This window comes from Prosthecomicrobium pneumaticum, from assembly GCF_014199915.1.
Classification (GTDB): domain Bacteria; phylum Pseudomonadota; class Alphaproteobacteria; order Rhizobiales; family Kaistiaceae; genus Prosthecomicrobium; species Prosthecomicrobium pneumaticum.
Genome location: NZ_JACHOO010000006.1, coordinates 299437 through 320683 on the forward strand (window position 1 = coordinate 299437; position 21247 = coordinate 320683).

General features: G+C 69.7%; 22 protein-coding genes. 10 read left to right on the plus strand and 12 right to left on the minus strand.

All coding sequences use genetic code 11. The features are described 5' to 3' along the window. The first annotated feature begins 9 nt into the window (after window positions 1–9). Window positions 10–699 carry a response regulator transcription factor gene (locus tag GGQ63_RS15480; protein ID WP_183857400.1) on the plus strand — a complete coding sequence of 230 codons (690 nt, stop codon included), beginning with the start codon at window positions 10–12 and terminating at the stop codon, window positions 697–699. Then, complete coding sequence (locus GGQ63_RS15485; protein ID WP_183857402.1) at window positions 696–2054, plus strand: sensor histidine kinase; 1359 nt, start codon at window positions 696–698, stop codon at window positions 2052–2054. The genes GGQ63_RS15480 and GGQ63_RS15485 overlap by 4 nt, the downstream gene beginning before the upstream one ends. 21 nt (window positions 2055–2075) lie before the next feature. Here GGQ63_RS15485 and GGQ63_RS15490 read toward each other — a convergent pair whose 3' ends face one another. Next, window positions 2076–2336 (minus strand): hypothetical protein, encoded by a 261-nt coding sequence (locus GGQ63_RS15490; RefSeq protein WP_183857404.1) that lies wholly within the window; start codon window positions 2334–2336, stop codon window positions 2076–2078. Window positions 2337–2443: 107 nt separating this feature from the next. Then, window positions 2444–3652 carry an MFS transporter gene (locus GGQ63_RS15495; protein WP_183857406.1) on the minus strand — a complete coding sequence of 403 codons (1209 nt, stop codon included), beginning with the start codon at window positions 3650–3652 and terminating at the stop codon, window positions 2444–2446. A 415-nt stretch (window positions 3653–4067) separates the two neighbouring features. On the opposite strand from GGQ63_RS15495, the gene hpf reads away from it, so the two are divergent. The 4 genes from hpf to GGQ63_RS15515 all read left to right on the plus strand — a co-directional run bounded on the left by hpf (window position 4068) and on the right by GGQ63_RS15515 (window position 7945). Next, window positions 4068–4667: a ribosome hibernation-promoting factor, HPF/YfiA family gene (gene hpf, locus GGQ63_RS15500; RefSeq protein WP_183857408.1), complete on the plus strand. Its 600-nt coding sequence runs from the start codon at window positions 4068–4070 to the stop codon at window positions 4665–4667. Window positions 4668–4754: 87 nt separating this feature from the next. Next, complete coding sequence (gene ptsN / locus GGQ63_RS15505) at window positions 4755–5219, plus strand: PTS IIA-like nitrogen regulatory protein PtsN (protein WP_183857410.1); 465 nt, start codon at window positions 4755–4757, stop codon at window positions 5217–5219. A 95-nt stretch (window positions 5220–5314) separates the two neighbouring features. Next, complete coding sequence (glmS, locus tag GGQ63_RS15510) at window positions 5315–7135, plus strand: glutamine--fructose-6-phosphate transaminase (isomerizing) (RefSeq protein WP_183857411.1); 1821 nt, start codon at window positions 5315–5317, stop codon at window positions 7133–7135. A gap of 108 nt (window positions 7136–7243) precedes the next feature. Further along, entirely contained in the window at window positions 7244–7945 is a 702-nt protein-coding gene (locus tag GGQ63_RS15515; protein ID WP_183857412.1) for a DUF502 domain-containing protein, read from the plus strand. A gap of 12 nt (window positions 7946–7957) precedes the next feature. Here GGQ63_RS15515 and recG read toward each other — a convergent pair whose 3' ends face one another. After that, window positions 7958–10063: an ATP-dependent DNA helicase RecG gene (recG, locus tag GGQ63_RS15520; protein WP_183857414.1), complete on the minus strand. Its 2106-nt coding sequence runs from the start codon at window positions 10061–10063 to the stop codon at window positions 7958–7960. 86 nt (window positions 10064–10149) lie between these two features. Between recG and GGQ63_RS15525 the strand changes: the two genes are divergently transcribed. Both GGQ63_RS15525 and GGQ63_RS15530 read left to right on the plus strand, forming a co-directional pair. Then, entirely contained in the window at window positions 10150–10410 is a 261-nt protein-coding gene (locus GGQ63_RS15525; protein ID WP_183857598.1) for an antitoxin, read from the plus strand. Beyond that, window positions 10411–10809, plus strand: coding sequence for a PIN domain-containing protein (locus GGQ63_RS15530; RefSeq protein WP_183857416.1), 399 nt, complete (start codon window positions 10411–10413; stop codon window positions 10807–10809). A gap of 4 nt (window positions 10810–10813) precedes the next feature. On the opposite strand, the gene argC is transcribed toward GGQ63_RS15530, so the two are convergent. The 7 genes from argC to dnaK all read right to left on the minus strand — a co-directional run bounded on the left by argC (window position 10814) and on the right by dnaK (window position 18211). Next, a complete protein-coding gene (gene argC, locus GGQ63_RS15535; RefSeq protein WP_183857417.1) occupies window positions 10814–11866 on the minus strand; it encodes an N-acetyl-gamma-glutamyl-phosphate reductase in 1053 nt (350 codons plus the stop codon). Between the two features lie 91 nt (window positions 11867–11957). Continuing rightward, a complete protein-coding gene (locus GGQ63_RS15540) occupies window positions 11958–12578 on the minus strand; it encodes a 2,3-bisphosphoglycerate-dependent phosphoglycerate mutase (RefSeq protein ID WP_183857419.1) in 621 nt (206 codons plus the stop codon). A gap of 15 nt (window positions 12579–12593) precedes the next feature. Then, window positions 12594–13406: a 4-hydroxy-tetrahydrodipicolinate reductase gene (gene dapB / locus GGQ63_RS15545; protein WP_183857421.1), complete on the minus strand. Its 813-nt coding sequence runs from the start codon at window positions 13404–13406 to the stop codon at window positions 12594–12596. Between the two features lie 112 nt (window positions 13407–13518). Further along, window positions 13519–14211 (minus strand): orotidine-5'-phosphate decarboxylase, encoded by a 693-nt coding sequence (gene pyrF / locus GGQ63_RS15550; protein WP_425502082.1) that lies wholly within the window; start codon window positions 14209–14211, stop codon window positions 13519–13521. Window positions 14212–14366: 155 nt separating this feature from the next. Then, window positions 14367–15005, minus strand: coding sequence for a class I SAM-dependent methyltransferase (locus tag GGQ63_RS15555; RefSeq protein ID WP_343061168.1), 639 nt, complete (start codon window positions 15003–15005; stop codon window positions 14367–14369). Between the two features lie 45 nt (window positions 15006–15050). Continuing rightward, complete coding sequence (gene dnaJ, locus GGQ63_RS15560; RefSeq protein ID WP_183857424.1) at window positions 15051–16184, minus strand: molecular chaperone DnaJ; 1134 nt, start codon at window positions 16182–16184, stop codon at window positions 15051–15053. 125 nt (window positions 16185–16309) lie between these two features. Further along, window positions 16310–18211: a molecular chaperone DnaK gene (gene dnaK / locus GGQ63_RS15565; RefSeq protein ID WP_183857433.1), complete on the minus strand. Its 1902-nt coding sequence runs from the start codon at window positions 18209–18211 to the stop codon at window positions 16310–16312. A 216-nt stretch (window positions 18212–18427) separates the two neighbouring features. Here dnaK and GGQ63_RS15570 point away from each other — a divergent pair, with 216 nt between their 5' ends. Then, a complete protein-coding gene (locus tag GGQ63_RS15570; RefSeq protein WP_183857435.1) occupies window positions 18428–19048 on the plus strand; it encodes an alpha-ketoglutarate-dependent dioxygenase AlkB in 621 nt (206 codons plus the stop codon). Window positions 19049–19109: 61 nt separating this feature from the next. Further along, window positions 19110–19736, plus strand: coding sequence for a bifunctional nicotinamidase/pyrazinamidase (pncA, locus tag GGQ63_RS15575; protein WP_183857437.1), 627 nt, complete (start codon window positions 19110–19112; stop codon window positions 19734–19736). Window positions 19737–19748: 12 nt separating this feature from the next. Here pncA and GGQ63_RS15580 read toward each other — a convergent pair whose 3' ends face one another. Both GGQ63_RS15580 and GGQ63_RS15585 read right to left on the minus strand, forming a co-directional pair. Beyond that, window positions 19749–20633 (minus strand): glycosyltransferase family 17 protein, encoded by an 885-nt coding sequence (locus GGQ63_RS15580; RefSeq protein WP_183857439.1) that lies wholly within the window; start codon window positions 20631–20633, stop codon window positions 19749–19751. Between the two features lie 37 nt (window positions 20634–20670). Next, on the minus strand, window positions 20671–21054 hold the full coding sequence (locus GGQ63_RS15585) for a VOC family protein (RefSeq protein ID WP_183857441.1): 384 nt from the start codon (window positions 21052–21054) through the stop codon (window positions 20671–20673). Window positions 21055–21247 lie beyond the last annotated feature (193 nt).

A 21247-nucleotide genomic window follows, 5' to 3' on the forward strand; every position in this document is an offset into this window, starting at 1 on the left:
GTTGAGGGCATGAGGCTGCTGCTCGTCGAGGACAGTGCGCGGCTGCGCGAACTGGTCTGCGAGACGATCCGCGAGGCGGGCTGGTCGATCGACGCCGTCGGCACGGCGGCGGAGGCAGCGGCCGCGCTCGACGCCGCCGAGTTCGACGTCGCCCTCGTCGATCTCGGCCTGCCGGACGGCGACGGGGTCGACCTCGTGCGGTCCTTGCGGCGGCGCGGCCGGACGATTCCCGTTCTGATGCTGACCGCCCGCGCGGCGATCGACGAGCGGATCGCCGGGCTCGACGCCGGCGCCGACGACTATCTGACCAAGCCCTTCAACAATGGCGAGCTGCTCGCCCGCATCCGGGCGCTGCTTCGCCGGGCGCCGCAGGTGGCGATGCCGGTGCTCGCCTTCGGCCGGCTCGCCTACGATCCCGCAGCGGCGCGGCTCGAATGCGGCGGCGCGGAGATCGCCCTGCCGCCGCGCGAACGGGCGCTCGTCGAGATCCTGATGCGCAATGCCGGCCGCACCGTGCCGAAGCGCCGGCTGGAGAACGCCTTCTCCGAGTTCGGTGAGGAGAGGAGCCCGAACGCGGTCGAACTCGCCGTGTCGCGGCTGCGCCGGCGGCTGGAACCCTTCGACACCCGCGTCGCCATCGAGACCGTGCGCGGCATCGGCTATCTGCTCACCGAGGCGCCCTTCGTCGAGGCGCCATGAGGTCGCTCGGCCCCCCGCTCGGGGTGATCGTGACGCGGCGCATCGTGCTCTTCGCCGTGCTCGCCATGATCGCCCAGCTCGGCATCGTCTTTGCCGACTATTATCGCGACGATGGCGGCCTCGGCCGCCTGTTGATCGAGCGCGAGACGGAGGCGATCGCCGCCGGCTTCGGCGAGGGCCGTCGGCTCGCCTTCAGCCTGCCGAAGGCGCTCGAGGCGCGCTATGCCGTCAGCGGCGACGGCTATTTCGCGCGCGTGCGCACCGCTTCGGGAACGGTGCTGTTCTCCGATTGCGGCGATGCCTGCGCCGACCATCTCCTGCCGCTCGCGGTCGATCCGCCGACCTTCTGGATGCGCCGGATCGCGCCGGGCAAGCCGCTCTCGGTCGCCGGCGGCCGCACGTTCCGCATCGCCGGCACGGACGTGCTCGTCGAGATCGCCGTGGTGCGGGACCAGGACGGGCTGATGTGGGGCGTGCTCGGTCACGAGGTGGTCGACCACATGATCGTGCCGATGGGGCTGATCCTCGTCTTCGTGCTCGGCGCGACGCTTTTTTCGATCCGCCGCGCGCTGCAGCCGGTGCACCGCGCCGCCGCCGCGGCCGATGCGCTGGAGCCGGAGCGGCCGGGCGCCAGGCCCCTCGACATCGCCGGCATGCCGCGCGAGATCGGCCAGCTCGTCGCCGCCGTCAACCGCGCCTTCGCCCGCGTCGCCGAACTCGTCCGGGCGCAGAAGGTGTTCACCTCGGCGGTGGCGCACGAGATCCGCACGCCCCTTGCGGTGATCAAGCTCGAACTGGAACGGATCGAGGATCCCCGCGCCCGGAAGGCCGAGGCCGATCTCGATCAGCTCGCCGCCTTCGTCGAACAGCTCACCGCGCTCGCCCGGCTCGAGGCGATCGACCACGACGCCTTCGTGCCGGTCGATCTCGGCCGGTTGACCGAGGAGACGGTCGGCGCGCTCGCCCCCTTCGTCTATGCCCGCCGTCACCGCATCGCCGTCGCGATAGAGGGCACGCCGCTTATGCTCGGCATGCCGGGACTGATCGGCGACGCCTTGCGCAATCTCATCGAGAACGCCGTCCGCCACACGCCCGAGGGAACGGCGATCCGCGTCGGCTGCGGACCGGCGGCCGTGCTCTGCGTGATCGATGACGGACCCGGCGGCGCGCTGCCGCAGAACGAGGCGATGCCCGGCACCTCCAAGCGCGCGGGCGGGCTCGGCATCGGGCTCGAGATCGTGCGGCGGATCGCGGCGATCCATGGCGGGCGGCTCGACATCGGCGAGGCCGTGCCGCACGGCACGGCGGCGGTGCTGCATTTTCCGCCGCTCGCGGGGACGGTCGTTGAGACCTGAAGCCCGAGGAACGGCCGTCCGTCAGCGGATGCGGCCGGCGACGATCCGGCGCAGCGCCGAAAGGCCGCCCGCCATGCCCGCGGCGAGCACGCCCGAGACGATCAGCGCCACGGCCGGCAGGTTTTCCGCCGCCGGCGGCGCGAGCGCGGCGACATAGCCGCCCGCCGTCATCATCAGAAAGCCGAGCCCGGCGAGCGCCGGCGTCGGCCAGCGCAGGATCATCAGCGTCACAGCCGCCGGGACGGCCACGGCCACCACGATCAACAGCATCTGCGGCGTCATTTCAGCCCCCGTTCAAAGAAGGCTAGCATTCCGCCGCGTCGTCCGGAACGAAAACCTGCACCCGCCTCGGCAATTCTCGCGAGGCGGGGATGCCGACTGCGCGCCGCTCAGGCGGCGCGCAGACCCCGCCGGCTCGGCAGGAATATCGTCAGGAGGCCGAGGAAGGGCAGGTAGGAGCAGATCTGGTAGACATAGGCGATGCCGTAGCGGTCGGCGAGTACGCCGAGCACGGCCGCCGCGATGCCGCCCATGCCGAAGGCGAAGCCGAAGAAGATGCCGGCGATCATGCCGACCCGGCCGGGAACCAGCTCCTGCGCGAAGACGACGATCGCCGGGAAGGCGGAGGCGAGCACGACGCCGATGATGAAGGAGAGCACGCCCGACCAGAACAGATCCGCATAGGGCAGCATCAGCGTGAACGGCAGCACGCCGAGAATCGAGAACCAGATCACCGTCTTCGAGCCGAAGCGGTCGCCGATCGGCCCGCCGAGCACGGTGCCGAGCGCCATCGCCCCGAGGAAGAGGAACAGCATCAATTGCGAATGCTCGACGTCGAGGCCGAACCGGTCGATCAGATAGAAGGTGTAGTAGCTCGAAATGCTCGCCGTATAGATGTTCTTCGTGAAGACGAGCAGGGTCAGCACGACGAGCGCCGTCGTCACCTGGCGGCGCGGCAGCGGCAGGGTGCGGCTCGCCGCCGGCCGTCCGGCGCGGGCGGCGCTGGTGCGGCCGTACCAGGTGCCGACCCGCCACAGGATCACCATGCCGGTCAGGGCGACGAGCGAGAACCAGGCGATGCTCGTCTGGCCGCGCGGCACGACGATGAAGGCGGCGAGCAGCGGCCCGATCGCCTGGCCGAAATTGCCGCCGACCTGGAACAACGACTGGGCGAGACCGTAGCGGCCGCCCGACGCCATGCGGGCGACGCGCGACGCTTCCGGGTGGAACACCGCCGAGCCGATGCCGATCAGCGCCGCACCGGCGAGCAGCAGCGTGAAGCTGGTGCCGAAGGCGAGCAGGAACAGGCCGAGCATGGTGGAGGCCATGCCGAAGGGCAGCGAACGCGGCATCGGCCGCTTGTCGGTGTAGAGCCCGATCGCCGGCTGCAGCAGCGAGGCGGTGACCTGGAAGACGAGGGTCAACAGGCCGATCTGCCAGAAATCGAGATGATAGCCGTCCTTCAGGATCGGATAGATCGCCGTCAGCAGCGACTGCATCACGTCGTTGAGCAGATGGCAGAGGCTGATCGCCAGGATGATCGCGAAGGTGGTGGTTTCGGCGGCCGGCCGCGCGGCGCCTGCAGTCGTGTCGGTCAAGATCGGAGCCCTCGGCGGCCGCTGCCGCTTCGGAAGGCAGAGGCCTCTGATCCGGGCAGGAATTTCCGGATCGCCGTTCCTATAGAACGGCTCCGCCGCGTCGTCCAGAACTCGTATGGCTTCCGAACGGATTCGCCGGGCCGCCGTCCGCACCGTTTCGAAAGGGCGCGCCACCGCGACGACCGGTCTTTCGGGGCGGCCCTTGCCGGCGCCTCGACGGCACCCCAAGTCGAGAGCATGATGGCGGGTGTCGGCGGGTTTCCTTGACTTCCGCACCGGCCATCACTAGAAGGGCGCCGATCCGGAAGGCGGCCGCGAGGTAAAACCGCGCTCCTTCCAGAGCGACGTGCCCGACGGGGCTCGCAAGACGTTCATGCGTGCCTCGGATCACGAAGAAAGAGGGTACGGAAACACTATGACCCTGCGCATCTCCGGCAAGAACATCGAGATCGGATCGGCCTTCCGCAGCCATGCCGAGGGCCGCATCGGCGACGCCGTGTCGAAATATTTCGACGGCGGCTTCAACGGCCACCTGACGCTGGAGCCGGACGGTTCGGGCTACCGGGTCGACTGCACCGTCCATCTCGATACCGGCGTCACGCTGCAGGCCGAGGGGTCCGGCCACGATGTCTACCGCACCTTCGACGTCGCCGCCGAGCGGATCGAGAAGCGGCTGCGCCGCTACAAGCGCCGGCTGCGCGACCATCATCACGGCCTGAACGGCGCAGCCGCCGGGCCCGATCTCGACGCCGCGAGCTATGTGCTCGCCGCACCCGACGACGAGACCGAGATCGGCGCCGATTATCACCCCGTCGTGATCGCCGAATCGACGACGCAGCTGCGCACCTTGTCGGTGTCCGGCGCCGTCATCGCGATGGACCTCGCCGATGCGCCCGTGCTCGTCTTCCGGCACGCCGGCCATGGCGGCGTCAACGTCGTCTACCGCCGTGCGGACGGCAATATCGGGTGGATTGATCCCGCGCTCGTCGGCAAGGGGGATTCCGTCGCCCGCTGAATGCGCATAGCATCATGAGCGGCCGGCCCGCGCTTCGCCGCGGGCCGGAGGGGACGGGTCTTGAACCGAAGGTTTGGACCGAGAGACATGGACCTGAGCGATCTGCTGAGCCCGGATGCGATCATCCCGTCTCTCAAGGCCAATTCGAAGAGACAGGCCCTCCAGGAACTGGCCGAGAAGGCCGCGACGCTGACCGGCCTCGACGAGCGGCAGATCTTCGATACGCTCCTGCAGCGCGAGCGGCTGGGCTCGACGGGCGTCGGCAACGGCATCGCCATTCCGCACGGCAAGCTCGCCAATCTGAAGCGCATTCAGGGTCTCTTCGCCCGGCTGCCGAAGCCGATCGATTTCGAGGCGCTCGACGATCAGCCGATCGACATCGTCTTCCTGCTCTTGGCGCCCGAAAGCGCCGGGGCCGATCACCTGAAGGCGCTCGCCCGCGTCGCGCGGCTGCTGCGCGAGCCCGGCCTCGCCGGCAAGCTGCGCGCCTCGACGGATGCGAGCGCGCTCTACGCCGTGCTGACCGCGAGCGCCACGTCGAACGCCGCCTGACGCCGCCTTAAGGGCGCCAACACGAGTTGACTTCCGCCGTTTCGGACGAGCCGCTAGACAGGACCGTCCGAATTCGCATGGGGGAGCGGCGGCGCATGTGCGGCATCGTCGGGATTCTGGGCCTCACGCCCGTCGCACCGCTGATCGTCGATGCCCTGAAGCGGCTCGAATATCGCGGCTATGATTCCGCCGGCATCGCAACGCTCGAGGCCGGCCATCTCGAGCGGCTGCGCGCCGAGGGCAAGCTGCGCAATCTCGAAGGCCGGCTCGCCCGCGCGCCGCGCCGCGGCACGGCCGGCATCGGCCATACCCGCTGGGCGACGCACGGCGCGCCCTCGGAGCGCAATGCGCACCCGCACGCCACCGAGCGCGTCGCCGTCGTCCATAACGGCATCATCGAGAATTTCCGCGAGCTGCGCGAGGAGCTGCTCGCCGCCGGACGGCAGTTCGAGAGCGAGACCGACACCGAGGTGATCGCCCATCTCGTCACGGTCGAGATGGCGCGCGGCCGCACGCCGGCCGATGCCGTCGCGGCGACGCTCGCCCGGCTGCGCGGCGCCTTCGCCCTCGCCTTCCTCTTCGAGGGCGAGGAGGACCTTCTCGTCGGCGCCCGGCGCGGTTCGCCGCTCGCCATCGGCTATGGCGCCGGGGAGATGTTCCTCGGCTCGGATGCGATCGCCCTCGCCCCGTTCACCGACACGATCGCCTATCTCGAGGAGGGCGATCTCGTCGTCGTGACGCGGGCCGGCGCCACGGTGCACGACGAGGCCGGCGCGATCGTCGACCGGCCGATCGTCACCATGACCGGCGCGACCTATGTCGTCGACAAGGGCAACCATCGTCACTTCATGACGAAGGAGATCCACGAGCAGCCGGACGTGGTCGGCCGCACGCTGTCGCACTATCTCGACCTGCCGAACGGCCGCGCCCGGCCGCCCGAGGGGATCGATTTCTCGGCCGTCGACCGGCTCGCCCTCACCGCCTGCGGCACGGCCTTCTATGCCGGCTCGATCGGCCGCTACTGGTTCGAGCGGATCGCCCGGCTCGCCGTCGACATCGACGTCGCCTCGGAGTTCCGCTATCGCGAGCCGCCTCTGTCGCCGGGCACGCTCGCCCTCGTCATCTCGCAGTCCGGCGAGACGGCGGACACGCTCGCCTCGCTGCGCCATGTCCGCCAGGCCGGCGCCCGTGTCGCGGCGGTGGTCAATGTGCGCGAATCGACGATCGCCCGCGAGGCGGATCTCGTGCTGCCGACGCTCGCCGGGCCGGAGATCGGCGTCGCCTCGACCAAGGCCTTCACGGCCCAGCTCGCCGTGCTCGCCGCGACGGCCGTCGCCGCCGGCCGCGCCCGCGGCGTTCTGCCGGCCGAGGAGGAGGTGAAGCTCGTCCGCGCCCTTTCCGAAGTGCCGCGCCTGATGACCGAGGCGCTCCGGCTCGAGCCGCAGATCGAGACGATCGCCCGCGAGATCGCACGGGTGAAGGACGTGCTCTATCTCGGCCGCGGCACCAGCTATCCGCTCGCCCTCGAAGGCGCGCTGAAGCTGAAGGAGATCTCCTACATCCACGCCGAGGGCTATGCCGCCGGCGAGCTGAAGCACGGTCCGATCGCCCTCATCGACGAGACCATGCCGGTTGTGGTCATCGCGCCCTATGACGGGCTGTTCGAGAAGACCGTCTCGAACATGCAGGAGGTGGCGGCGCGCGGCGGCCGGATCATCCTGATCACCGATCGCCGCGGCCGCGCGGCGGCCGATGTCGGCGCGGTCGAGACGATCGTCATGCCGGACATGCCGGCGGCGATCACGCCGCTCGTCTACGCGATCCCGGTCCAGCTCCTCGCCTACCACACCGCGGTGCTGATGGGCACCGACGTCGACCAGCCGCGCAACCTCGCCAAGTCGGTCACGGTGGAGTGAAATCAGGCCGCCCGCCGGAGCGTGGCGGCGCTGGCATGGCGCCGTGATCTGCTCCAAAATCCGGATGTGCGGGGAATCGGGGCCGACGAGGGTTTGCGAGCGATGAGCATGGACGAACGCCCCGAGAACGAGGGGCCGCGTCGCATCGGCGTGATGACGCGGCTGCGCAATTATTTCCTGACCGGCCTCGTCATCGCCGCTCCGGTGTCGATCACCATCTATCTGACCTGGTCCTTCGTCCGGTGGGTGGATGGATGGATCAAGCCGCTGATTCCGGCCGGCTATACCCCCGACACCTATCTGCCCTTCTCGGTGCCGGGCTTCGGCCTCGTCGTCGCGCTGGTCGGCATCACCCTGCTCGGCTTCCTGACCGCCAATCTGGTCGGCCGCACCCTCGTCGCCTATGGCGAGATGATGCTCGACCGCACGCCGCTGGTGCGCAATGTCTATCGGGCGCTGAAGCAGATCTTCGAGACGGTGCTCTCCAATCGCGGCCGCTCCTTCCAGAAGGCCGGGCTGATCGAATTCCCCCATGCGGGCTCCTGGTCGATCGTCTTCATCGCCACCGAGACGACCGGCGAGATCAAGCACCGGCTGTCCCAGGACGGCGAGCCCTGGCTCACCGTCTTCCTGCCGCCGACGCCCGCGCCGACCGCCGGCTTCCTGATGTTCGTGCCGAAGAGCCGGGTGATCGAGCTCGACATGACGGTCGAGGAGGCGGCGCGGATGGTGATCTCGGCCGGTCTCGTCAGCCCCGAATACGATCCGGCGCTGCGCGCTCTCGCCGCGCCGAAGCCCGCCGCCCGATAGGCGGCCGGCCGCTCAGCCCGCCCGGACGAGCCGGATCGCCGCGTCGCGGCCGAACAGGTAGAGCAGCACCCGCAGCGCCGCGCCGCGCGGCCCGCCGAGCGCCGCATCGCGCTCGACGATCAGCCGGGCGTCGTCGCGGGCGATTTCGAGCAGCGCGCCGTGATGCTCGAGCCGGGCGATGCGGAAGCCCGGCGTGCCGGACTGGCGGGTGCCGAGGATCTCGCCCTCGCCGCGCAGCCGCAGATCCTCCTCGGCGATGCGGAAACCGTCCTCGGTGTCGCGCATGATCGCCAGCCGGTCGTGCGCGACCGGGCCGAGCGGCCCCTTGTAGAGCAACAGGCAGGACGAACGCGCCGAGCCGCGGCCGACCCGGCCGCGCAGCTGGTGCAACTGGGCGAGGCCGAACCGCTCGGCATGCTCGATCACCATGATCGAGGCCTCCGGCACGTCGACGCCCACCTCGATCACCGTGGTCGCGACGAGCACGCGCGTCTCGCCGAGGACGAAGCGGCGCATCGCCGCGTCCTTGTCGGCGGCGCGCATCCGGCCGTGCACGAGCCCGACCACCGGCCCGAGCGCCTCGGCGAGGGCCTTCTCCCGCGCCGTCGCGGCGGCGACGTCGAGCTCTTCGGATTCCTCGACGAGTGGACACACCCAATAGACGCGCGCTCCGGCGGCGACCGCCGCGCCGATCCGCTCGACCACCGCATCGAGCCGGTCGAGCGGCAGGGTCCGCGTCTCGATCGGCTGCCGGCCGGCCGGCTTCTCGGTCAGCTTCGAGACGTCCATGTCGCCGAAGGCGGCGAGCACCAGGGTGCGCGGGATCGGCGTCGCCGTCATGACGAGCATGTCGACCGCCGCCCCCTTCGCCGCCAGCGTCAGCCGCTGATGCACGCCGAAGCGGTGCTGTTCGTCGACGACGGCGAGCGCCAGGTCGCGGAACACCACCTCGTCCTGGAAGAGGGCATGGGTGCCGACGACGATGTCGATGCCCCCGTCGGCGAGCCTCGGGAGGATGGCGGCCCGCTCGCGGCCCTTCTCCCGGCCGGTGAGCACGGCGAGCCGCAGGCCGGCCGCCGCGGCGAGCGGGCCGAGCGTCTTCGCGTGCTGGCGGGCGAGGATCTCGGTCGGCGCCATCAAGGCCGCCTGACCGCCCGCCTCGGCGACGATCGCCATCGCCATCAGCGCGACCATGGTCTTGCCGGACCCGACATCGCCCTGCAGCAGGCGCAGCATCCGCTCCGGCCCGGCGAGATCGCGCTCGATCTCGGCGATCGCGGTCCGCTGGCTCGCCGTCAGGCTGAAAGGGAGCGCGGCCTCGATCCGGGTGCGCAGCCGCCCGTCGCCGCGCCGTTCGCGGCCGGCCGCCCGGCGCAGAGTGCGCCGGGTGAGCGCGAGGGCGAGCTGGTTGGCGAGGAACTCGTCATAGGCGAGCCGCGTCATCGCGGGCGAATCCGGCGCGAGATCGGACGGCGCCGCAGGGCGGTGCACGGTGCCGAGGGCCGTGGCGAAATCGGGCCAGTGCTGCTGCGCCTTCAGCGCCGGATCGAGCCATTCCGGCAACAGGGGCAGGCCGTCGAGCGCGGCGCCGATCGCCTTCGCAACCGTCTTCCGCGGCAGGCCGGCGGTCATCGGATAGACCGGTTCGATCATCGGCAGCGCGGCGAAAGCCGCGGCATCGACGACATGGTCGGGATGGACCATTTGCGGCCGGCCGTTGAACCATTCCACCCGGCCGCTGACGAAGCGGATCTCGCCGACGGGCAGCGCCCGTTCGAGCCAGCTCTTGTCGGCATGGAAATAGACGAGCGCCATTTCGCCCGTCTCGTCCTGCACGAAGACCCGGTGCGGCAGACGGCGGTTGCCGGCCGGCGCCGGCTGATGGCGGTCGACCCGCACCTCGAGCGTGACGATCGCGCCTTCGGGCGACAGCGCGATGCCCGGCCGGTTGCGCCGGTCGACGAGCCCATAGGGAAGGTGGAAGAGGAGGTCGAGCACGCGCGGCGGCTCGCCCGCCTCGCGGCCGACGAGCCGTGCGAAGGCCTCGCCGATCTTCGGGCCGACCCCCGCAAGGCTCGTCACCGGCCGGAACAAAGGATTGAGGAGTTCGGGGCGCATCGTCTCCGGCCGGCATCGAATCGGCGGGATCATACGGCATCGCGGCCGCGTTGACCCCGGCCCGATGGCGGCCTATGTCTTGGCATATGACTTCAACCCCGACCTCGCCTCCGCGTACCGCCAGGCTGTTCAAGAACGGCCGCAGCCAGGCTGTGCGGATTCCGAAGGAGTTCGAGATGGCCGGCGACGAGGTGCTGATCCGCAAGGACGGCGAGCGGCTCATCCTCGAGCCCGTCCGGCCGGCGCGCACGCTTGCCGAGGTCATCGAATGGCTGCAGCAACAGCCTCCCCTCGACGAAGATTTCCCTGACATCGACGAGTTGCCACACAGCCCCGTCGAGCTCTAGGTGCCCTACCTTCTCGACACCAACATCGTCTCGAACATCGCTCGCGAACCTTTCGGCAAGGCAGCGCTGAAGGTGCTTTCTCTGCGTGGCGAGGTCTTCTTCATCAGCATCGTGGTTCTGTCGGAGTTGCGCTTCGGGATCGCGAAATCTGGCGCGACGCGGGCGACAAGAGCCGTCGAGGCCCTTTTGCCGATGTTCAGGGTCGTGCCGCTTGAAGAGCCCGCCGATGTTCTCTATGGCGCGCTGCGTGCCGATCTGGAGCGCAGCGGACGGCTGATCGGACCGAACGACCTCTTCATCGCCGCGCAATGCCTCGCGCTCGATCTGACGCTCGTCAGCGACAATGAGGGCGAGTTCTCGCGCGTCCCCGGCCTCAGGCTCGAGAACTGGCTGCGCTGACCCCTTACGGGAACAGCGCGAGCTGCTCGAGGCCGGTGGTCTCCGGCAGACCGAACATCAGGTTGAAGTTCTGCAGCGCCTGCCCGGCCGAGCCCTTGACGAGGTTGTCGAGCACCGAGACGACGATCGCCCGGCCGGGGATGCGGTCGGCGAAGACGCCGATCTGGACATAGTTCGAGCCGCGCACGTTCTGCGTCTGCGGCACGACGCCCGGCCGCGCCACATGGACGAAGGGCGCCTTCTGATAGGCGTCGGCGAGGCAGGCGCGCAGATCGTCGGCGCTCGTGCCCGGCACCATCCGCACATAGGAGGTGCACAATTCGCCGCGGCTCATCGGGATGAGATGCGGCGTGAAGTTGACATAGACGGTCTTGCCGGCGGCCTTCGAGATCTCCTGCTCGATCTCGGGCGCGTGCCGGTGCTTGGCGATCGAGTAGGGCGACAGGCCCTCGCCCGCCTCCGAGAACAGCGTGTTCTGCTTGAGACCGCGCCCGGCGCCGGTGACGCCCGACTTGGCGTCGATCACGATATCGTCCGCCGCGACGAGGCCGGCGCCGACGATCGGCAGGAGCGCGAGGAGCGAGGCCGTCGGATAGCAGCCCGGGCAGGCGACGAGCCGCGCCGAGGCGATCGCCGTCGCGTAATGCTCGGTCAGGCCGTAGACCGCTTCGCCCTGCAGGCCGAGCGCCCGGTGCTCGTGGCCGTACCAGGTCGCATAGGTGTCGGGATCGCGCAGCCGGAAATCGGCCGACATGTCGATCACCTTGATGTGCGGGTGCCGGGCGAGCAGGTCGGAGATGATCTCCTGCGTGGTGCCGTGCGGCAGGCCGCAGAACACCGCATCGACCGCCGACCAGTCGGCCTCCTCGACAGTGACCAGATCGGGCAGGTCGACGAAGGCGAAATGCGGAAACACCGCATCCATCGGCTTGCCGGCATGGCTGTTCGCCGTCAGGAGCGCGATCTCGATCGCCGGATGGCGCACGCCGAGCCGCACCAGGTCCGCACCCGTATATCCCGACGCCCCGAGGACGCCGATCCTGATCTTCTCGGCCATGCTCATGTTCCCGATCGCGCGCCCGAAGCGCGGTTCGTCAGATAGGATGTGTGCGCGGCGGCGCCAAGGCGTTCACCGGAACGGCGCGCGGTCAGTCCTTGAGGACGTTCTTCTCCGCGATCGTCGTATCGGCGGCGAGGCGATAGACGATCGGCACGCCGGTGTCGAGTTCGCGCTTGACGATCTCGTCCCCCGACAGGCCCTCCATCGCCATGATCAGCGCGCGGAGCGAATTGCCGTGCGCGGCGACGACGACCCGCTCGCCGCGCATCACGCGGGGAAGGATGTCGTGGATGTAATAGGGCCAGACGCGGGCGCCGGTGTCCTTCAGGCTTTCGCCGCCCGGCGGCGGCACGTCATAGGAGCGGCGCCAGACATGCACCTGCTCCTCCCCCCAGCGGGCCCGCGCGTCGTCCTTGTTGAGGCCGGAGAGATCGCCATAGTCGCGCTCGTTGAGCGCCTGGTCGCGGATCGTCTCGAGCCCCGGCTGGCCGACCTCGTCGAGGATCAGCGACAGCGTGTGCTGCGCCCGTGTGAGCGCCGAGGTGAAGGCGATGTCGAAGGAGAGGCCGAGCGCCTTCAGCCGGCGCCCGGCAGTGCGCGCCTCCTCGATGCCTTTCGGCGTCAGGTCCGGATCGCGCCAGCCGGTGAAGAGGTTCTTGAGATTCCAGTCGCTCTGGCCGTGCCGGACGAGGACGAGGAGGCGGTCCATGGAGCTATCCTTCTGTCAGGCGGAGAGGCCGAGCACGTCGGCCATCGCGTAGAGGCCGGGCTTCTTGCCCTGTCCCCAGAGCGCGGCCTTCACCGCACCGCGGGCGAAGATGGCACGGTCGGCGGCGTGGTGCGAGAGCGTGATCGTCTCACCCTCGCCGGCGAGGACGACGGAATGGTCGCCCACGACCGAGCCGCCGCGCAGCGTCGCGAAGCCGATCGCCTCCGCCGGCCGCGGGCCGGTATGGCCGTCGCGCACCCGGACGGACATGGCCTCGAGATCGACGCCCCGCCCTTCCGCCGCGGCCCGGCCGAACAGCAGCGCCGTGCCGGAGGGCGCATCGACCTTATGGCGGTGGTGCATCTCGAGGATCTCGATATCGAAGCCGGAATCGAGCGCCTTCGCCGCCTGCCGGATCAGCCCGGCGAGGAGGTTCACGCCGAGGCTCATATTGCCCGACTTGACGACCACGGCATGACGGGCCGCGGCGGCGATCTTCTCCTCGTCGGACGCCGAGAGGCCGGTCGTACCGATCACATGGACGAGGCGGGCCTGCGCGGCGAGCTCGGCGAAGGCGATCGTCGCCGCCGGCACGGTGAAGTCGAGCACGGCCTGCGCCTTCGCAAAGAGCGGCAGCGGATCGTCGGTCACGGCGACGCCGAGCGGCGGCAGGCCGGCGAGCACGCCAGCATCCGCGCCGAGCACGGCAGACCCCTCCGGCTCGATCGCACCGATCAGCCGCGCGCCCGGCGTCTCGGCGAGCACGCGCACCAGGGTCCGCCCCATGCGGCCGCCCGCGCCGACCACAACGAATGCCGTTTCCGCCATCTCGCCCTCCGCTTTTCCGCGTCATAGCGGGCGCACGCGCCGCCGGGAAGGGAGGGGATGGAATTTGACGTCGCGAATGTCGCCGGCCGCCTCGCTTCGGCGCCCGCGCGGATCAGAGCGCCCGGTCGATCTCCTCGAGGATCGCCGCGGCCGCGGCGCGCCGGTCGGGCGCGGCGAGGATCGGCCGGGCGACGACGAGATGGTCGGCGCCGGCGCGGATCGCCTCGGCGGGTGTCGCGACACGCCGCTGATCGCCGGCGGCGGCGCCTGCGGGGCGGATGCCCGGCGTCACGAGGGCGAGGTCCGGTCCGACCGCGGCGCGCACCGCGGCGACCTCCGCCGCCGAGCAGACGATGCCATCCATCCCCGCAGCGGCCGCGTCCCGGGCGCGGGCGACCACCAGATCGGCCGCCGTCCGGTGATAGCCGGCGGCGGCGAGGTCGGCATCGTCCATCGAGGTCAGCACGGTGACGCCGAGCAGGCGGAGCGGCGCCGAACCGCGGCCGGCGACCGCCGCCCGCATCGCCTTCGGATAGGCGTGGATGGTGCAGAAGGTCATGCCCATCGCCGCGATCCCCTCGACGCCGTGCGCGACGGTGTTGTCGATGTCGAGCAGCTTGACGTCGAGAAACACCTTCTTGCCCGAGCGGGCGAGTTCCTGCGCGAGGGCGAGGCCGCCGACGAACTGCAGCTGCATGCCGACCTTGTAGAAGGTGACGAGGTCGCCGAGCGTGTCGACGACGACACGGGCCTCGTCGACGCTCGGCACGTCGAGCCCGACGATCAGGCGGTCGGCGAGCGGCAGCGCGGTCATGGCGGTCCTCGGAATCAGGCGGCGGAGCGCGCCATCATCTTGAGGTCGGGCGGCATGCGCAACCCTTCGTCCGCCCAGGAGGGGAGAACCCGAGAGGGCCGCGCAGGGCGGCCGACGAGAAGCCCGGCCGCGTCCCCCGCCGCCGCTCAGGCGCCGCCGACGCCGCGATAGACCCAGACGCGCGCGGGCGGCACGTTCTTCAGCACCCAGGGCGTGACGTCCACCGTATAGGCGCCGCTGACGGCGGGGACCGGCGGCACGAGCGCATAGGAGAACTGGATGAAAGGCGCGCCGGGCCGCATCCGGGCGAGCAGGCCCTCGAGCAGCGCGCGCCGCTTCGGCAGGGGCTGGGTGAACAGCGGCAGCGATGAGACGACCGCCGACAGCCGGCATCCCTCGGTCGCGGCGAAGGCGAGGTCGAGATCGTAGGCATCGCCCTCGACGATCGACACGCCCGGAAACCGGGCGGCGAGCAGGCTGCAGAATTGCGGATTGTATTCGACCGAGACGATCCGGCCGGGCGCGACGCCGCGCGCCAGCAGCGCCTGCGTGACAACGCCGGTGCCGGGGCCGAGCTCGAGCACCGGCAGCGTGTCGACCGGCGAGACGAAGCTCGCCATCAGTCTGGTCAGCGCCTTGCCGGACGGGCTGACGGCGCCCGTGGTCAGCGGCTTGTCGATCCAGTTCTTCAGGAAACGGACCTCGTCCGCCACCTTGGTCTTCAGTCTGCTGGTCTGCAAGCCGTTCATGCCGCACCCGATTCGCGCATGCCTGTCGTTGATCATCACCCGTCCTTCACGGCGGCCGTGTGACAGTGCGCGCGGACTGGATCAGCCACCGAACAGATCCCGCACCTTGGCGAAGAAGCCTGTCGATTCCGGATTGGTCTCGTCCGAAGAGGCCTTCTCGAACTCCTCCAGCAGCTCGCGCTGCCGGCGCGTCAGATTGGCCGGGGTTTCGACAACGGCCTGAATATACATGTCCCCCATCTCCTTCGAGCGGAGGACGGGCATGCCCTTGCCGCGCAGGCGGAACTGCTTGCCGGTCTGGGTTCCTTCGGGAATTTTCACCCGCGTCTTGCCGCCATCGACGGTCGGCACGTCGAATTGCCCGCCGAGCGCGGCGGTGGTGATCGAGATCGGCACGCGGCAGAAGATGTCGGCCCCGTCGCGCTGGAAAAAGGAGTGCGGCTTCAACGACAGGAAGATGTAGAGATCGCCCGGCGGCCCACCGCGCAGTCCGGCCTCGCCCTCGCCCGACAGCCGGATGCGGGTGCCGTCCTCGATGCCGGCGGGAATGTTGACGGAGAGCGTGCGCTCCTCGGTCTGGCGGCCGGAGCCGGCGCATTCCGCGCAAGGGTCGGAGATCACCTCGCCCCGTCCCTGGCAGGTCGGGCAGGTCCGCTCGATCGAGAAGAAGCCCTGCGCGGCGCGGACACGGCCATGGCCCTCGCAGGTCGGACAGATCTTGGGCGAGGAACCGGGCTTGGCCCCGGTGCCCTTGCAGGCCTCGCAGACGATCTTGGTCGGCACGCGGATCTGCGCGGTCTTGCCGGCATAGGCCTCTTCGAGGGTGATCTCCATATTGTAGCGGAGATCGGCGCCGCGCTCGCGGCCGCCGGAGCGTGCGCCGCCGCCGGCGCGGCGGCCGCCCATGAAATCGCCGAAAATGTCGTCGAAGATGTCCGACATCGACGAGGCGAAATCGCCCTGGAAGCCGCGCCCGCCGGCCCCGCCGCCCTCGAAGGCGGCATGGCCGAAGCGGTCATAGGCCGCCCGCTTCTGCGGGTCCTTCAGGAACTCATAGGCCTCGTTGACTTCCTTGAACTTCGCCTCGGCGGTGTGGTCGCCCGGATTGCGGTCCGGATGATACTGCATGGCGAGCTTGCGGAAGGCGGATTTGAGCGTCTTCTCGTCGGCGTCGCGGGGACAGCCGAGTACTTCATAGAAGTCGCGCTTGGCCATCTAGCGGTGCTTTCGGCTGGCAAGTGAGCGGCCTGGTGCCGCGTCGTAACATGCGGCGGGGCGCGTCGCCGCGCCCCGCAGTCGATCGGCCGATCGCCGGTGGTGGCGAAGGGCACCGACCATGATCAGGCGGACTTCTTCTTGTCCTCGTCGACCTCTTCGAAGTCGGCGTCGACCACGTCGTCCTTCTCGGCCGAACCGGCACCGGCGGCATCCCCCGCCTGGCCGGCCGCGTACATCGCCTCGCCGAGCTTCATCGAGGCCTGGGCGAGCGCGTTGCTCTTCGCCTTGATCGCCTCGGCGTCGTCGCCGGCGAGCGCCGCCTTCACCTCGGCGAGCGCCGCCTCGATCGCGCCCTTGTCGGCGGCCGAGACCTTCGAGCCGTAATCGGCGAGCGACTTCTCGGTCGAGTGGACGAGCGCCTCGGCCTGGTTCTTCGCCTCGACGAGCTCACGCCGCTTCTTGTCGGCCGCGGCGTTCGCCTCGGCCTCCTTGACCATCTTCTCGATGTCGGCGTCGGACAGGCCGCCCGAGGCCTGGATGCGGATCTGCTGCTCCTTGCCGGTGCCCTTGTCCTTTGCCGAGACGTTGACGATGCCGTTCGCGTCGATGTCGAAGGTCACCTCGATCTGCGGCACGCCGCGCGGCGCCGGCGGAATGCCGACGAGATCGAACTGGCCGAGCAGCTTGTTGTCGGCCGCCATCTCGCGCTCGCCCTGGAAGACCCGGATCGTCACCGCGCTCTGGCTGTCCTCGGCGGTGGAGAAGACCTGGCTCTTCTTGGTCGGGATCGTGGTGTTGCGCTCGATCAGGCGGGTGAACACGCCGCCCAGCGTCTCGATGCCGAGCGACAGCGGCGTCACGTCGAGCAGCAGCACGTCCTTGACGTCGCCCTGCAGCACGCCGGCCTGGATCGCCGCACCCATCGCGACGACCTCGTCCGGGTTGACGCCCTTGTGCGGCTCCTTGCCGAAGAACTGCTTCACCACTTCCTGGATCTTCGGCATGCGGGTCATGCCGCCGACCAGCACCACCTCGTCGATCTCGCCGGCGGTGAGGCCGGCATCCTTCAGCGCCGCCTTGCAGGGGGCGATCGTCTTCTGGACGAGATCGTCGACCAGCGCCTCGAACTTCGCACGGGTGAGCTTCAGGGCGAGATGCTTCGGCCCCTTCGCGTCGGCGGTGATGTAAGGCAGGTTGATCTCGGTCTGGGCCGAGGAGGACAGCTCGATCTTCGCCTTCTCGGCGGCTTCCTTCAGCCGCTGCAGCGCCAGCTTGTCGCCGCGCAGATCGATGCCCTGCTCCTTCTTGAACTCGTCGGCGAGATAGTTGACGAGGCGCATGTCGAAATCCTCGCCACCGAGGAAGGTGTCGCCGTTCGTCGACTTCACCTCGAACACGCCGTCGCCGATCTCGAGCACCGAGATGTCGAAGGTGCCGCCGCCGAGGTCATAGACGGCGATCGTCTTGCCCTCGTTCTTGTCGAGGCCGTAGGCGAGCGCGGCGGCCGTCGGCTCGTTGATGATGCGCAGCACGTCGAGGCCGGCGATCTTGCCGGCGTCCTTGGTCGCCTGGCGCTGGGCGTCGTTGAAATAGGCCGGCACGGTGATCACCGCCTGCTCGACCTTCTGGCCGAGATAGGCCTCGGCGGTCTCCTTCATCTTCTGCAGGATGAAGGCCGAAACCTGCGACGGCGAATATTTCTCGCCCTCGACCTCGACCCAGGCGTCGCCGTTCGGCCCGCGCACGATCTTGTAGGGGACGAGGCCCTTGTCCTTCTCGACCATCGGGTCGTCGTAGCGGCGACCGATCAGCCGCTTGACGGCGAAGAAGGTGTGCTCCGGATTGGTGACCGCCTGGCGCTTCGCGGGCTGGCCGACCAGCCGTTCGTTGTCGTCGGTGAAGGCGACCATGGACGGGGTCGTCCGCGCGCCCTCCGAATTCTCGATCACCTTCGCCGTCTTGCCGTCCATGACGGCGACGCAGGAATTGGTCGTTCCGAGGTCGATGCCGATGACCTTCGCCATGCTTCTCTCCTTTCGGCGGACCGTGCGGGTCCTCCTTCGAGGCCCCCGCCGAGGCCGGCGGCTTGCCGGCCGGTCCCCATTCAACACGGGATCTGGCGGCGACGCTTTCCGGGTGTCGGATCGTCGCCGTTCGGCGCGTATATAAGAACAGCCCCAATCAGCCGCAAGCCGCTCAGGAGCGGGCGCTTTTCGCACCCCCAACCTCTAGCAACCACCATGCCGCACCCCCCTCCCGACGGCTTCCGATACCTCGCCGGCCATTTCGACCGCGCCCAGCAGGCCGCCCTTGTCGCAGCGGTCCGCGCGCTCGTCGCCGCCGCACCGCTCTATCGGCCGGCCATGCCGCGGACCGGCCAGAAGCTCTCCGTGCGGATGACCAATTGCGGTCCGCTCGGCTGGGTGTCGGACGTCACGGGCTACCGCTATCAGCCGACCCATCCGGTGACCGGCGCGCCGTGGCCACCCATTCCGCTCCCGCTGCTCGAACTGTGGGCGGAGGTCGCGGATTTTCCGCATCCGCCCGAGGCGTGCCTCGTCAACTGGTATGCGCCCGACGCCCGGCTCGGGCTGCATGTCGATGCCGACGAGGGCGAGAAGCGCGCGCCGGTGGTCTCCGTCTCGCTCGGCGACAGTGCCGTGTTCCGGCTCGGCGGCACCTCGCGGCGCGATCCGACGCGCTCGATGCGGCTCGTCTCCGGCGACGTGGTGGTGCTCGGCGGCGGCGCGCGGCTCGCCTATCACGGCGTCGACCGTATCCTGCCCGGCACCTCGACCCTGCTGAGGGAGCCGGGCCGGATCAATCTGACGCTGCGGCGGGTCACCGTGCCGGCGGATTGACGGCGGCGGCGGCGCGGCCTCTTCTGGGGCTCGGGTGACGCAGCAAGGGACGCGGCCGGACATGCAGCGAGAGATGCGCAACGACTCATCGGTGCTGATCGTCGTCGACGTGCAGAACGATTTCCTGCCGGGCGGCCGCCTCGCCGTGCCGGACGGCGATGCCGTCCTGCCGGTCGTGAATGCGCTGGGCACGCGTTTCGAGAATGTGGTGCTGACCCAGGACTGGCATACGCCGGGCCATGTCTCTTTCGCCTCCAGCCATGCCGGCAAGGCGCCGTTCGAGACGATCGTGCTCGGCTATGGCAGTCAGGTGCTCTGGCCCGACCACTGCGTGCAGGGCACGGAAGGCGCGGCGCTCTCCGCCGGGCTCGCCCTGCCGCACGCCCAGCTCGTCGTCCGCAAGGGTTTCCATCCCGCGATCGACAGCTATTCCGCCTTCTTCGAGGCCGACCACGCGACCCCGACCGGCCTTACGGGCTATCTGCGCGAACGCGGCCTTTCGGAGGTCTTCGTCGTCGGCCTCGCCACCGATTTCTGCGTCGCCTGGACGGCGATCGACGCCCGCCGGCAGGGCTTCGCGACCACGGTGATCGAAGAGGGCTGCCGGGCGATCGACACCGGCGGCTCGCTCGCCGCGGCGCGGAGCGCGATGGCCGAGGCGGGTGTGCAGGTGGTGCCGCGGCTCTGAGGCTCTGAGGCCTCAACCCGCCGGCAGCGGTGCGATGAGGTGCCCGAAGCGATCCACATTCCGCCGCAAATGCTCGGGAAAGCTGTCGTCGAGCGCACGGGCCACGAGCTGCGCCGCGCGGCGGCGGATCATCGGCCGGCTCGCGGCGATCCGCCGGGCGAGCGCGCCGAGATCGAGATCGGCCGGATCGATCCGCTCCGAACCGAGGAAACTGACGAGCTTCTCGTGCACCGCCTCGGGGCCGCCGAGATAGGTGAAGTGCCAGCCGGCATCGCGCTCCACCACGCGGTGCATCGGGCGACCCATGGCACGGGCGGCGCGCCAGGCGCGCAGTGTGTCGCGCAAGGGGTTGTCCGCCGGCCCCCGAACCGAGCGAAGCGCGCTGGGCCGGCCGAGAAATTTTCGCCGCACCGCGCGCGGGCCGCTGCGCAGCCACCGCGAATCGGTCTCGAGGTTGATGAAATAGTTGAACATGCGCAGCTCGAAGCAGACGATCTCGGGACGGTCCGCCGGCCGCGCCGCGGCACGGGCGACGGCGGAGGCCCTGGGGATCTCGTCGACGTCGGAGAGCAGCACGAGATCGTCCGGACCGGCTTCCGCGAGGCCGGCGGCGAGGGCATCGCGCTGCCGGTCCTGACGGGGCCAGCCGGCCCGCTCCGCGCTCGGCAGATCCTCGAGCACGATGTGGTGGATACGATCGAGGAACGGCGCGAAGCGCTCGCGGTTCTGCGCGAAGTGAAGCGGCTTCGCGGCGCCGGCGAAGGTGCTCCGCGCCTCGACGAGGACGAAGCGGTCGACGACCGCGGAGAGTTCGTTCAGCCGAATCTCGAGCAGATCGAGTTCGTTGAAGAACGGGAAGCAGTCGAACACCCGCGGCACGCCCGCCGCCCCGCTCATGGCCGCCGCCGCAAACGGCAGAAGGCGAGGCGCATTCTCAAGCCGATGGCGCCGCGGGAACGATCCAGCCCATCGTCGCGCCGTTGACGTCGCTCACGATGGCGATCCGGCCGACGCCCGGCACATCCCACGGCTCCCGGTCGACCGTGCCGCCCGCTTCGCGCAGCTTGGCGAGCCGCGCGTCGAGATCGTCGACCGCGATATAGGCGAACCAGCTCTCCGGCACGCCGTCGAAGGCGGGCGCCCCGATGTCGAAGATGCCGCCCACCATTTTGTCGCCCAGCAGCGCGAGATGGTAGACGCCGTCCGGCATCGGCATTTCGGAAAAGCCCCAGCCGAGCGTCGCGCCATAAAAGCGCTTCGCGGCCTCGACGTCGCGCGTCATCAGCTCGTTCCAGTAGAACGTCCCGTGATCCGCCATATCCGGCTCCCTTGTCAGTCGCGCGAGCTTAGCCGCGGGTCGGCATGAAGACAATTCATGGGTGCGGGGCGCTTTGCCGCCCTCTTCCGGGCTCTTCCGTACCGCTCGCCAAAGTTAGATCGGCGCGTGAGGACCTCTGCCGCTCGTCCGACATTCCGCCGGGCGGCAGAGCACCGGGCTTCGGCGCGGGACC